The sequence below is a fragment of the Candidatus Poriferisodalis sp. genome, assembly GCF_965215815.1.
Taxonomy (GTDB): Bacteria; Actinomycetota; Acidimicrobiia; order Acidimicrobiales; family Poriferisodalaceae; genus Poriferisodalis.
The window spans coordinates 2560434-2573356 of record NZ_CBDCEO010000013.1 but is presented as its reverse complement, the minus strand read 5'-3'; the positions used below and the strand labels follow the sequence as shown (position 1 = coordinate 2573356).

Genomic DNA, 12923 nt, shown 5'->3' with positions numbered 1-12923 from the left:
GCTGCACAGGTGCTTGTCGCCGGTTCCCAGACACCAATGCTGGGTCATGATGCGCTGAACTTGCGGGCACGTGCTGGTGACGTGGTGGACCAGGCCGGCACACGAATGAAACGGCTCGGCCTTGCTTCGGGGACTGGGGGTCGGCTGCCGCCCGTTTGAGGCAACAGCGATCAGCAGGGAGCCTCGCTGACAACGCGCGCCAGCCGACCGACGTCCAAGCGGGGCTACTCCTGGGTCACGCTCAGGGTGTAACTGCCTGTGCAGCCATGAAGGCCGCTGCAGCCGTCCGTGCCTGCTACCGAGATGTAGTGAATCGATGTCGATCTCGCTGTGTAGGTCCCGCCGCCTTTCTGGAACAGAAATCCGTTGCGGTACACGCCGTCGATCAACACATTCGTCCCGCTCTCCAGTTGCAGCTTGTAGGTCCGATTAACGGTGAGCATGACTTCGAACCAGTCACGGTCGCAGGTGTCCCCGTCCAGCTTGATGCCGTCACCGGTTTCCCTGTGGCAGCTGTAGCCGTGATGATCGCCCATGTAGCCCGGCTCACGGGAGGAGTAGCCGTCGGGGCCACCAGTGTCACCGGCGTTGTACCAACTCGGAGTCGAATCAATCACGCCCGACACAGAGCCGCCCACAACCACGGTGCCCGTGGTGGAAGCGTCCGCCGCGTAGTCGTCGTAGAACGGGGCAGACGCCTCGGTCACTGTCAGGCGCCAGTCGCCCAGCCTCTGATACCATCCGCCGCGGCTGCCGACCACGATGTAGTGCTCTTCGGTCTTGGTCGCGGTGTAGATGACCCGCGCCGCGTTGCCGGGACCGGAGTCGTAATCGAAGAAGCCGTCGTAAGACGCCCCGAAGAAGGTGGTGCAGACCGGTGGGTCCGGTGGAGTATTTGTATAATCACACCGGCCGGTTCGCGTGATCGGGCCGGACACGTCCCAGATGTCCACGATCCACGGGTCGATGCCCGGGTATCCGACGGACCGAACGTCGATCTGGTACGACGTCCCGCTCTCCATCGGCACGAACACCCCGCCAGTGTCAGTGGGGCTCAGGATGGTCCCCGTCGCAGTCTCCCCGACGGCCACGGCAGGTTCGAGGTCAGCATTGCGCAGGTCCGACACGAGCACCGTCTTCGTCTCTGTGGAGAAAGTCGACGACATGGTGGTCTTCACGTAGTGGAAGCCCGTCGTCGACGCCCTGAAGACGAGCGACGCATCCTGGCTGCCCAGTCCTGTGCCTGCGTTTGCTCTCGTTTCTGTAATCTCTAGGTCGTCCGGTCCGCATACGAAATTGATCCTCACCGTGCCGGTTCCATTCGCGTCATAGTAGATCTGATAATTGACATTGGCCGTGAGCGTGACCTTCACCCAGTTCTGGCCGTTGCTGAGGTCCTTCGCCGTTCCGGGCGTGATATCGACGAGGTTCGCAGCAGGGGTACACGTATCGCCTGCCCCCTTCTCGGTAGCGAGTTCTTTCTCGGGGACTTGGGTGATGGTGCTCGGCGTGGGTCTCAGAGGAGGGGGTTCGTCGAGCATCAGCTTGGCGACCTGTGAGCGTCGGCTTGTCAGCGAGTCGCGTACCGCAGCGATCTTGTAGCGCCGGTCGCCTGCGGTCAGGTCGGTGTCGGTCCATTCGTTCAGTTCGCCGTCAACCGTGGCGATCACCGTGTGGGCTGTTTCCGCGGGACGGATCCTGCGCAGCACCTGCCAAGAGTCCATCGCGTCGTGTGGGGCATCCCAGCTAAGCAGCACACCCCCGTCGCCGAGGACGGCGCTCAGGCCGGTCGGCCGGTCCGGCGCGACGGTTGTCGCGGATGCCTGGGTGGTGACACCGGCGACAAGTGCGCCGGCGAGCAGCGCAGCCACCCATGCGCGGTCGCGTCTTTTGAACATATGTCGTTCTTTCTTTCAGGCACGAGCGGCTGGTTTTGCCCGTACGCACATTGCGGCATCCTGTTGCAGCGCACCCACAGTGTCAATAGCAACGCCTACTATTCGTCTTGGCCTGCACGGCCGCGTAGCGGCACACAGCGCAACCACCACCGAAGCCCAGTCGGCGGTCACAGCTCGCCGGTTGCACCGCGACGGGCGACCTGTCCCACTGGGGGCTCGTCACGTCGGGTCACGACATCCCCCAGCACACCGATACCGAAGCACTACCGCACGCACAAGCACGTCCGATGCGGCGAGGCACTGCGGGACGGACCTGGGATCGTCGGTGGGATCGCAACCGAGATCGCCGACGAACGTGGGCTGCCGCGGGACTGGCTCCAACAACTCGGTCGCCTCGCGGGGCCGCCAGAAGACGCGCCCGAACGCGGAAACCCAAAGTACAAGCACGCGAAGAAGCTCTAGGAGCCGCGAACACGCGGTCGCTACGGTGCCTGTGTGGCTGAGAGATCGTCAACGCACAACCGATTCAAGGTCGAATTCCCGGCAGACGGCTCCGAGCCGTCGGAGACGACGACCTTCACGGCTTTGCACCATCGGGGCCCTTGGGCGGCCAGGAACGCGCTGAGCGCCTGGGTGTCGCGGTGGGGCACCATGGCGAGCACCTCGCCGGTGTCGCCGTTGACGATCACCGTCACGCAGCGGTGCCGCTTGCGGATCGAGGTCCCCTCCACCCCCAGCACCCGGCATCTTTGGCGGCGGCGGTGCTCGCCGACCAGCCCCGCCCATGCGACCACCAGCGCGTTCACCAGCTTCCAGCTCACCTGGTGGCGTTTGGCTGCCGCGTTGACCGTCATCGCACGGGCGTCTTTGACCAGCCGGCGCGCCAGACGCGCCGTGACGCGGCCCTCGAACCCCTGATGGCCCTCACTGAAACGGCTGCCGCACGGCTCGCACACCAGCCGCCGCCGCTCCCAGATCAGCGTCACCGGCCGCCCCGACACCTCCAAGTCGCGGATCTTGTTGTCACGGCGGTCATGAACCTTCCCGCTCGGGACCCCGCAATCGGGGCATCTGGGGCGGCGCACCGTCGAGCACACCCGCACCACCAGCTGCTCCGGCGCGTCGACGACGACCCCCTCCACTTTGATGCGCCACAGCCACAGCCGCACCGACATAACATCACTCGCCATCGAGGCCCTCCAGGGTTCGGCGTCTCCAAACACCGATCCCCCCACGGCCTCGACCCCTACAAACGGACCCTCAACCCAACCTCATCCCAACAAAAGACGAAGGGCCAAGCGTTCTGAGCGTGCGCTGGTGCGTTATGAGACGCCCGAGCCCGAGCCTGAGCCGGTGCTGCGCGCTGTTGAGCCTGAGCCTGAGCCTGCGGTTGCTGATGTGGTGTTGTTGTCGGGTGTGTTGTCGGTGGGGTCTCAGGGTGGTGTGAGTCCGGCGATGTCGGGGTTCTCGTCGTGGGCGCGGGCGGGTTCGTTGTCGCCGCGGTCGTTCTCGGTGGATGGTTCTGCTGTTCGGGTGTTGGTGCTGGTGGAGCACGCCGGGGGTGTGTTCCTGGCAATGGATCAGGCGATGGGCACCGATTTCGTGCTTGATGTGGGCGGCTGGGAGTTTGTGGGGTCGCAGAGTCTGGTGCCGGCGTTGGCGGTGCGGGGCGCGTATTGGTGGCATTCTGGGGGCTTGTCGTGGTCCGACGGCGACACGGTGGACGTGGAGCTGCGCGTCGCGGCGGACGCGGTGCCGATCGGTGTGCGCGGTGCGGCGCCGTTGTGGGCCTATTTCGACCGTGTGCCCGACACCCATGACGGCACCGACGCGTTCGGTGTGCGGTTGAGGTTCGGCGAGGACGTCGACACCGACGCTGCCGCGTTGAGCGACAGCGTGATCGTCGCAGCGGGCGGCACGATTACCGCAGTGGAATCCGCGGCTGGTTCGACACGCAACTGGACGGTCACGATCCAGCCTGACGGGGACAGCGATGTCGCCGTGTCGGTCGGGAGCAGCCTTTCGTGTGCTGATGCCGCAGCGGTGTGCACCGCCGACGGTCGCACTTTGGCTGCGGACATCTCGGTGAAGGTTGCGGGCCCGGCGGCGTCGGTGTCGCTGAGCTCGTTGACGCTGGTCGGTGCGCTGCTCGACCCGGCGTTCGATCCCGAGGTCACGCTGTACACAGCACAAGCCGACGTCGGCGTGTCGCAGGTCACCGTCGCGGCCGTGGCGCGTGACGCCGCTGCGTCGGTGGACATATTGCCCGCCGATGCCGATCCCGACACCGCAGGTCATCAGATCGCAGTCACCGAAGGGGCCCAGACCGCTGCGGCAGTGACGGTCACCGCAGCCGACGGCGACAGCTTGCGCCGTTATTGGATCGTGCTCGACGGTCCGCCTGAAGCGGGCGGTTCTGACGTTCAGGAGGTTCCCGGTCTCACGGGGCTGGCTTTGGACGGGCTGGCCACGTTGGGGTTCACGCCAGGCGTGCACCGTTACGAGGCCGCCAAGACGGCCGGGGTGTCGGTTGTGACGGTGGTCGCGTCCTCGGACGATTCCGATGCCACCGTCGAGGTGCTGGCGGTGCGCAGCGACGACTCTCCGCTGGTGATCGACACCGACGATGCCGACCCCGACACCGCCGGTCATCAGGTCGCCCTGTCGGAGGCGGGCGAGACGTTGGCGCTGGTGCTGGTCACCTCCGCCGACGCGAAACGCCAGGACATCTATGTGGTGCTCGTCCGCCAGCCCGCCGCACAGCAGCCCGCAGCGCCGGGAACACCGGTGACGAAGAACACGTTGGCGTCGGGCCTGCTGCGCGGCCTCGCCAATAGCGGCGCACCCGGTGCTGTGCTGCGCGACACCGAGGGGCCGACGCTGACGGCGTTGAGCCTCGGCGGGATCGCGCTGATACCGCAGTTCGCGGCCGCCACCACCAGCTACACCGCCACCGTCGACGCGGACACCGACCAGGTCACCGTCACCGCTACCCCAACAGGAACAGCGTCGGTGATGCTCACCCCCGCAGACGCCGACCCGAACACTGCGGGCTGGCAGGTGGCGCTGCCCGCGGCGGATCCCGGCGGGGCCCCCGCCCAGACCACCGTCGCCGTCATCGTCGCCTCTGCTGATGGCATGGCGGTCAACACCTATCTCATCACCGTCACCCGCGAGGCGCCCCCATCGAACAACACCCCGTTGGACACCCTCGAGGGAGACAATGACCTCCCGGCCGATCACACCACGACTGGAGTGGTGGCGCTTGGCGGCTCGGTCACCGGAACCGTCGATTCCGCGAGCGATATCGACTGGTGGGCGATACCGGCCGATTTGCACGGACATCTGCTGTTCGATCTCGAGGGAGTCGACACCGGTCGCGGCTCGCTGGAGGATCCCTGGATATACGGCATCTTCAGCGCAGGAAACAGCAATCCCTGGTCATCGCGAGGAAGCGGGGATGCGGGGGTCGGCCGCAACTCCCAGGTGTCACGCGAGTTCCATCGCAACTCCCGCTACAGCTTCTTCGTGGCGGTCAGGGGACACGGGAGAGGGACGAACACGGGGACCTACACGCTGACCGTGACTGACATCACGAACATCGAGGACGACTACGCGGCCGACACCACCACGACCGGAACGGTTCAGGTCGGCGACTCGGCTCGCGGACTGGTGCAAGGGCCCTCCGACAGGGACTGGTTCGGCGTCGTGCTCACCGCGGCCCGGACGTACCGTTTCGATCTGGGAGGCGAGACCAACGGTGGAGGGACGTTGTTCGACCCGCACCTGTTCGGCATCCACGACGCTGGCGGAACGCTCATCGACGGCACGGCGGACGCGGACTCCGGCACTTACTACAACAGCCGAGTGTTGTTCACTCCGACCTCCACGGGTGCCCACTACGTGGCGGCGGCTTCGTGGCGAAAGGCTCAACCATCTACCCCGGGACCTACACGCTGGCGGTGACCGACGTGACGGACATCCCGGACTCCCACAGTGCCGACACCGAAACCAGCGGAACGATAGAGCTGGATACAGCTGCAACGGGCGAGATCGACTACAAGGGCGACAGTGACTGGTTCAAGGTGACCCTCGAGGCGGGCACGCCCTATCAGGTCGACGTGAAGGGTGCCGACACCGGTGACGGGACCCTGCCTGATCCCCATCTGCAAGGGATCCGCGACGCGGACGGGGCCAAGCTGAGCGGCACCGCCGACTACAACCGCGGTGCGGGACGCAACGCAAGGACGGTGTACAGACCGCCTGCGAGCGGCACCTACTACGTGGCGGTCGCAGGATTTCAATCAGTTGGGCAGACAACGGCCGGGCGACATCGGGAGCAGCTCGGCACCTACACGGTGACGGTCGCCGACGTGACCGACGGCGTGCCCGCCGACACCACCACGGCGGCGACCGTGACGGTCGGCGCGTCGATGAGGGGAACCGTCGACTACCGCGGCGACGTCGACTGGGTGGCTGTTTCCCTCACCGCCGATGAGGTCTACCGGATAGAGCTCGACGGAATCAGCCTTCCGGATCCGAAAATCCACGGAGTCCGCAACGCCGACGGCGACCGCCTGGACGGAACCACCGACGACGACAGCGGCCGCGGCGACGACAGCGGCCGCGGCGACGACAGTCGGGTGGACTTCACTCCCGGAACTACCGGGACCTACTACGTGGCGGCCGGAGGAAGCCCCAATGCCACCGGCATCTACACGGCCCCCACCGGCACCTACAGGCTCACTGTCTCAGAGATCACCGACGGAGTCCCCGACGACTACCCGGCGGACACCTCGACTACCGGTGTCGTCGAGGTCGGCGGCTCGCTGCGCGGCGAGTTCGAGACCTCCGACGACGAGGACTGGTTCGCCGTCACCCTCCAAGCAGGCACCAGCTACGAGTTCAACGTGAACGGCATGTACGCCGGTGACACCTTGTATGGTCTCGGAACCGTGCTCGATCCCGACATCGGCGGTTTGTACCGACAGGACGGAACACTGATCCCGGGTACCGCACGGTCTTCCAATTGGTGGAACTTCGGGGAACGTCTGGAGTTCTCCCCCGACGTCTCCGGCCCGTACTACCTAGCCACAAAGACCGGGAGTGCAGGCGAACTCGAAGGCACCTACACCGTGTCAGTGAACGAACAGCAGTAGGGAAGTCGCGGGCGGGCACGCAGTTCGCCGCCTCGCCCGTGCCCAGAGATGGTGCGTTGCGCCGTGCTCGGCCATCGTATGTCCGTGTCGTGAGTCGAGGAGGGTCAGGTCCGGCGGAGCGGATCGTCGGCGGTCAGCAAGTCGACTGTCCAGCAGGGGCGAAGTCTGCGATCTGACGCTTGACACAAGACGTCAGATCGCAGACACCCCGCAGACTGCTAGTTGGCGATTTAGTAGCGGGTGATCAGAGTCTCGCCGGCGTCGACAGTATGAACCCTGAAGCCACGCTGCCACACATGCTTAGACCAGTTGCTCCAGCCTGCGCGATTGCGTAGTCGGACCCGCATCCTCACGCCGTCGCCCTGGTGTTCGAACGATTCGAAGTTCAACGTGAACTTGTGCGCGGAGTCTGTCCCATCATCGAAAAACTCCGGTGTCACCCATGCGCTCCATCCGTCATTGATACCGATCAGATTACCGTCATCGTCGTAGCCGTCCGACGGGTGGGTGATTCCATCGCGTCTGGAAACCTCCACCTCATACTCGGTCTGGCACGCAGCACGCGTCCACTTGGCGGTCAGCTGTTGGCTTCCGAGCGAGCCCTCATGGTCTTCGCTCAAGCTGGGGCTGTATGGCCTGTGTCGCTGAGACGTAATCGAGAACTTCTTCTTCCACGGCCCAGATGTGCCGTCGAAGAAGTTCGCCCAGACACGGATTGCCCAATCGGTGCACGGCGGTTGATCCTCAAGGATCGTGTAGCGGTGCCGGCCATGTTGATTACAGTGCGTGCCCAGATCGGTCCACGAACTCCAGCTGTCGTCGATTCGTTGTTGCCGCTCGACGGTGTAGCTCTCGACTGTATCCACGCTGACGGTTATCGGCGAGATCCACTCCAGGTAGTCGTCTCTTTGCAACCCGCCGGAGCCCAAGACGTAGAGCTTGAAGTCTTTCACTTGGCTTCTGTCGCCCCCTTGCCTGTCGATGGGGTCCGGGCGGCTGCACACCGCGGCGGCGGGAAGGTTGACGGCCTGTTGTTGCTGCGATATGACCGGTTCTGGCTCCGGCGGGCTGACGTATTCCAAGCTGGTACCGATCACTTCGCCCGGTTCCTCTGCACTCGCAGCCTGGCCAATAGCTTCAGCAGTATTCGACCGGCGGCTCCTGCCGTCGTTCCGCAAGGCCTTCACCCGGTACTCGTAGCGAGTTCCGTCGCCGTTCGCAGTCAGATCGGTGTAGGTCGTGTCGGTGGATCCGGTGTCGGTTGAGATCGTCGTGAACCTGCTTTCACCTTCATCAGGAAGTCGACGCCTGATCCAGTAGCCGGTCACCGTCGCGGCATCCGATTCGGGTGCGTCCCATGCCAACGTCACGGCCCCGGGACTTGCGGTCGCGACCAGATTCAGGGGAGGGGAGCCGCCCGCTGCCGAGGCGGAGGCCATCGGCAGCAGTGTCGCTGCGAGAACGAGGGCGCTTGCGACAGCCACCAGCGGCCGCCATGTTCGCCTCTTCACCTTCGTTAAGTCCATCAAAGGTCCTTGTCAATCAAGATCAGATACGTCTGGTAGCGCCCATGAGCGCAATTCATAACTCTAGCAATGATTGTTGATGTTGGGTAGTAATTACTATTCGCATCATGCGGAGTGCCGGAGTCTGGGGCTGAGCCCACACAATGCTGGACCCGGAGCGCTCGATGCGGGACAGCGACGGCACGCTGATTTCGCACACCTCGGCTGAGGGTCGCGGCGGGGACGCCGAGCTGTGGTTCGATCCACCCGTGTCGGGCAAGTACTTCATCTCTGCTGAGCGTGCGTGGACGGGCACGCACGTGCTGAGCGTCAACACGGCCCAATAGGCGTACGCGTCCGGGGCCGCTCGTGAGGCGGCGATGTCCGCGTGGTGGTGGGTTGTGCCGCGCGGTGGTGTTTGGGGTTGCAGGTTGAGTAGTGGTGTGCACTATTGTTGGCCCTTCGTCTTTTGTTGGGATGAGGTTGGGTTGAGGGTCCGTTTGTAGGGGTCGAGGCCGTGGGGGGATCGGTGTTTGGAGACGCCGAACCCTGGAGGGCCTCGATGGCGAGTGATGTTATGTCGGTGCGGCTGTGGCTGTGGCGCATCAAAGTGGAGGGGGTCGTCGTCGACGCGCCGGAGCAGCTGGTGGTGCGGGTGTGCTCGACGGTGCGCCGCCCCAGATGCCCCGATTGCGGGGTCCCGAGCGGGAAGGTTCATGACCGCCGTGACAACAAGATCCGCGACTTGGAGGTGTCGGGGCGGCCGGTGACGCTGATCTGGGAGCGGCGGCGGCTGGTGTGCGAGCCGTGCGGCAGCCGTTTCAGTGAGGGCCATCAGGGGTTCGAGGGCCGCGTCACGGCGCGTCTGGCGCGCCGGCTGGTCAAAGACGCCCGTGCGATGACGGTCAACGCGGCAGCCAAACGCCACCAGGTGAGCTGGAAGCTGGTGAACGCGCTGGTGGTCGCATGGGCGGGGCTGGTCGGCGAGCACCGCCGCCGCCAAAGATGCCGGGTGCTGGGGGTGGAGGGGACCTCGATCCGCAAGCGGCACCGCTGCGTGACGGTGATCGTCAACGGCGACACCGGCGAGGTGCTCGCCATGGTGCCCCACCGCGACACCCAGGCGCTCAGCGCGTTCCTGGCCGCCCAAGGGCCCCGATGGTGCAAAGCCGTGAAGGTCGTCGTCTCCGACGGCTCCAAGGCGTACAAGGCCGCGATCGATAAGCGGCTCGGCCACGCCCGCCATGTGCTGGACCGGTACCGGGTCATCAGATGGTTCGCGGCGGGGCTCACCGCGGTGCGCCGCGACGTGCAGCGCCGCCCCGAGGGCTCAGTGCCCGCGTTCGACCGCGACGTGTTCAGGTCCAGGTTCTTGCTGATGCGCCGACCCGACAAGCTCGCAGCGGCCGAACAGGCACGCCTCGACGCGTTGTTCGCCGCCCATCCGCGGCTCAACCCAGCCCCGGAAGCGCTCGGCGAGCTGCACAACCTCTATCTCGCCGACGACCGCAAGGGCGCCCTCGAGGCGCTCGACCGGTTCGCTGACATCTACCGCACCGGCGACATCCCCGAGTTCAGCAGCATCGTCGACACGTTCTTGGCGTGGCACAACCAGATACTCGACTGGCACCACGCCGGGCGGCCCCCCAACGGCCGCATCGAAAGCACCAACAACCTGCTCCAAGTCCTGCGACGCCGAGCCCACGGCTTCACCAACTACGCCAACTTCGAAGCCCGCGGACTCCTCCTAACATGAACCCCGCCGAACCCAGCAGCCCGAATCCCAAAAAAAGACGAAGGCTCAGGAGTTTCCGGCGACCGACACTCACTGGACGGATACATATCTCTCCACGGGCACGATCGACGGTCAGATCCTATACGCGGTCTTGATTCCCGCTTCGCGCCGAACTGAAGTGTTGAAGCGAGAGAACTGGGAAGGACATGTGCACGGCGGCATGCCCGAATTCTCTAAGTGCGGCAACGACATTGAGTACTCTCGACACGGCAGCGAACGCGGAGGCGCGCTACCGATCGTGATCGTGCGCAGCAACAATGGGATTGGGCCACCCATCCTGCCCGAGATCGTTCAGGAATTCCGTCACCTCATGGACCTGCGCCCAAATGCCGACCATACGGAGTTCTACAAGCCGAATCAGGACGGTTCGCTCGATCCCGCCGCGAAAATCTCCGAGTCAAACGCCAAGATACGAACCAAGTATCTACGGCAATACCAAGCCGCTAGATGTAATGTCCATGGACCTTGTTGACGGTTCTGGTGCTGTGACAGGTTGAGCCTCCGTGGCAGTGTGGGACTTGTCGGAATCCCAGGCTGCGAACGAAGGCTCAGTATCGGAGGGTAGTCCGATCAGGGTTCGTGGGGCTCCGCGGCCAGCGCTGTCGGTTCGTTCGAGGCTGGTGATGGTCGAGCGGGTTGCTGCCGGCCAGTCGGCGGCGGCGGCGCAGATGGGCTGTTCGCGCCAGACCGTGCACAAGTGGTGCAAGCGTTTCGACGCTGAGGGCGTGGCGGGTCTGGAGGACCGTTCCAGCCGGCCTGCGAGCTCGCCGGCGAGGGTCCCCGCACGTGTCGAGAACAGGATCTGTGCGTTGCGTCGGCGCCGCCGGTGGGGTCCGGTGCGGCTGGCGGCCGCGACTGGGGTGCCGGCTTCGACGGTGCATCGGGTGCTGTGCCGGCATGGCCTGAACCGGCTCGCGTGGATCGATCGGCCTACCGGGGAGCGGGTGCGCCGCTATGAGAAGGCTCATGCGGGCGAGCTGGTGCACATCGACGTCAAAAAGGTCGCCAAAGTGCCGCCCGGCGGAGGGTGGCGCGTCCACGGCCGCGGCTCGGCGGCCGCCAAACGGAACAACAGGCGCCGAAAGCGCCTCGGATACACCTATCTCCATGTCGCCGTGGACGACCACTCCCGCCTCGCCTACATCGAGGCGCACGACAACCAGAACGCCCAGACCGCCGCAGCGTTCTATCGACGCTGCCGGGACACTGGTTCGACCGCCTCAACGTCGCCGTCGACGCCGTCATGACCGACAACGCCAAGAACTTCACCTCCACGGCGTTCGCCGACGCGCTCGCCGAACGCCACGTCACCCACCGCCGCACACGCCCGTACCGGCCCCAAACCAACGGCAAAGCAGAACGGCTCAACCGCACCCTCGCTGACGAGCTCCTCTACAACTACAAATTCCGCTCAGAACCCGACCGCCGACACCGGCTCCAGGCCTGGGTGCACACCTACAATCTCCACCGGCACCACACCGCCATAGGCGGACCACCCGCCAGCCGCGTCAACAACCTCTGTGGGCATTACACCTAGATGATTAGTTCCAAGGGGTTAGTGGTCGTAGGAGGTGAGTGAGCGTGCTGGTCGGCTGTGTCGGTGGGTCTCGTTGTGCCAGATGGCGGCGGTGAGGGCGAGGAGCCGTGTGAGGACGCGCACGGCGACGCCGGAGCGGGTGCGTCCTTTGTGGCGTTCGAGGCTGAGCTGGCCTTTGAGGGTCTGGTTGATCGATTCGATGATCTGGCGCAGGGGCCGCAGGAATCTGGCGCCGGGCCGTGGGGGTTCGGATCGGGTGGCAGGGCGCAGCACGGTGATGCCGGCGTCGTTGAGGTCGGCTTCGAACGCAGCAGAGCGGTAGCGGTTGTCGGCGATGAGGGTCTGGCCGGGCCGGGCGATCCCGGCCGCGGCGATCATGGCCGCGCAGACGTCGCGTTCGTCGGCTTTCGCGCCGGCGAGAGCGAACGCGACCGGCAGCCCCGACGGGGTGGCCACAAGATGCAGCCGCAGACCCCAGAAGTACCGCGAATGCGACGCGCACCAGCCGTATTGGGCACATCCCGCGAGGTCAGAGCGCTTTTGGGTCTCGCGGCTGGTGCCGCACTCGACCGGCGTGGAATCGACCAGCCACACGTCGTCGTGCCACGACTCGCACTCGCGTGCGAGACACTCCCTCACCCGAGCGATCATCTCGCCGCTGCGCCGCAGCCGCTTGTTGTAGCCGTCGCGGTTGGGCAGATAGGGGAACCACGGCCCCAGATGCGCTTTCGCGTAGCGCACGAACTGCGACTCGTTGTCATAGCCCAGCAGCGCCGAGATCACCGCCAGGGTGACCAGCTCCGCGTCCGACAGCTTCGGGGCGAACCCCACCACAGGCCGCTCGGGAGCCCACCCAGGGTTCTGCGCCAACAGGTCATCGATCCTCACATACAGTGCGGTCGCGAGGGTGTCCAAGTCCGGGTTCATGCTCCGGTCCTCCAAGATCGAGGTCTTGTTTCACACCCCGAGCTTGGACACCCTCACCCCACAACAGGTGGACCCGACCCCTTGGAACTAATCATCTAGCAG

At 65.2% G+C, this 12923-nt stretch carries 9 protein-coding genes and 1 pseudogene; 6 read left to right on the top strand and 4 right to left on the bottom strand.

Annotated elements, in window-relative coordinates; genetic code table 11:
* Positions 1 to 224: 224 nt before the first annotated feature.
* Together ACOOHB_RS21585 and ACOOHB_RS21580 are read right to left on the bottom strand one after the other, a co-directional pair.
* Entirely contained in the window at positions 225 to 1898 is a 1674-nt protein-coding gene (locus tag ACOOHB_RS21585; RefSeq protein ID WP_420446838.1) for a hypothetical protein, read from the bottom strand.
* A 482-nt stretch (positions 1899 to 2380) separates the two neighbouring features.
* Positions 2381 to 3088 (bottom strand): transposase family protein, encoded by a 708-nt coding sequence (locus ACOOHB_RS21580; RefSeq protein ID WP_420446837.1) that lies wholly within the window; start codon positions 3086 to 3088, stop codon positions 2381 to 2383.
* A 127-nt stretch (positions 3089 to 3215) separates the two neighbouring features.
* On the opposite strand from ACOOHB_RS21580, the gene ACOOHB_RS21575 reads away from it, so the two are divergent.
* Positions 3216 to 5864 carry a cadherin-like beta sandwich domain-containing protein gene (locus ACOOHB_RS21575; protein WP_420446836.1) on the top strand — a complete coding sequence of 883 codons (2649 nt, stop codon included), beginning with the start codon at positions 3216 to 3218 and terminating at the stop codon, positions 5862 to 5864.
* Positions 5816 to 7057, top strand: a complete 1242-nt coding sequence (locus ACOOHB_RS21570; protein ID WP_420446835.1) for a PPC domain-containing protein — start codon at positions 5816 to 5818, stop codon at positions 7055 to 7057. The genes ACOOHB_RS21575 and ACOOHB_RS21570 overlap by 49 nt, the downstream gene beginning before the upstream one ends.
* Positions 7058 to 7287: 230 nt before the next feature.
* On the opposite strand, the gene ACOOHB_RS21565 is transcribed toward ACOOHB_RS21570, so the two are convergent.
* Positions 7288 to 8583, bottom strand: a complete 1296-nt coding sequence (locus ACOOHB_RS21565) for a fibronectin type III domain-containing protein (RefSeq protein WP_420446834.1) — start codon at positions 8581 to 8583, stop codon at positions 7288 to 7290.
* 164 nt (positions 8584 to 8747) lie between these two features.
* Here ACOOHB_RS21565 and ACOOHB_RS21560 point away from each other — a divergent pair, with 164 nt between their 5' ends.
* The 4 genes and pseudogenes from ACOOHB_RS21560 (at position 8748) to ACOOHB_RS21545 (ending at position 11894) form a co-directional block, all read left to right on the top strand.
* Positions 8748 to 8909, top strand: coding sequence for a hypothetical protein (locus ACOOHB_RS21560; protein WP_420446833.1), 162 nt, complete (start codon positions 8748 to 8750; stop codon positions 8907 to 8909).
* 215 nt (positions 8910 to 9124) lie between these two features.
* Positions 9125 to 10318: an ISL3 family transposase gene (locus ACOOHB_RS21555; RefSeq protein WP_420446832.1), complete on the top strand. Its 1194-nt coding sequence runs from the start codon at positions 9125 to 9127 to the stop codon at positions 10316 to 10318.
* 187 nt (positions 10319 to 10505) lie between these two features.
* Complete coding sequence (locus ACOOHB_RS21550; RefSeq protein WP_420446831.1) at positions 10506 to 10829, top strand: hypothetical protein; 324 nt, start codon at positions 10506 to 10508, stop codon at positions 10827 to 10829.
* Between the two features lie 151 nt (positions 10830 to 10980).
* A pseudogene (locus ACOOHB_RS21545) lies at positions 10981 to 11894 on the top strand (IS481 family transposase).
* An 18-nt stretch (positions 11895 to 11912) separates the two neighbouring features.
* Here the strand turns inward: ACOOHB_RS21545 and ACOOHB_RS21540 are convergent.
* Positions 11913 to 12821 carry an IS982 family transposase gene (locus tag ACOOHB_RS21540; protein ID WP_420446830.1) on the bottom strand — a complete coding sequence of 303 codons (909 nt, stop codon included), beginning with the start codon at positions 12819 to 12821 and terminating at the stop codon, positions 11913 to 11915.
* Between the last annotated feature and the right edge of the window lie 102 nt (positions 12822 to 12923).

What these genes read in the sequence shown, in the direction of transcription:
- ACOOHB_RS21585 (WP_420446838.1), bottom strand. Translation starts at nt 1,898, where the DNA reads ATGTTCAAAAGACGCGACCGCGCATGGGTGGCTGCGCTGCTCGCCGGC.
- ACOOHB_RS21580 (WP_420446837.1), bottom strand. Translation starts at nt 3,088, where the DNA reads ATGGCGAGTGATGTTATGTCGGTGCGGCTGTGGCTGTGGCGCATCAAA.
- ACOOHB_RS21565 (WP_420446834.1), bottom strand. Translation starts at nt 8,583, where the DNA reads ATGGACTTAACGAAGGTGAAGAGGCGAACATGGCGGCCGCTGGTGGCT.
- ACOOHB_RS21560 (WP_420446833.1), top strand. Translation starts at nt 8,748, where the DNA reads ATGCGGGACAGCGACGGCACGCTGATTTCGCACACCTCGGCTGAGGGT.
- ACOOHB_RS21555 (WP_420446832.1), top strand. Translation starts at nt 9,125, where the DNA reads ATGGCGAGTGATGTTATGTCGGTGCGGCTGTGGCTGTGGCGCATCAAA.
- ACOOHB_RS21540 (WP_420446830.1), bottom strand. Translation starts at nt 12,821, where the DNA reads ATGAACCCGGACTTGGACACCCTCGCGACCGCACTGTATGTGAGGATC.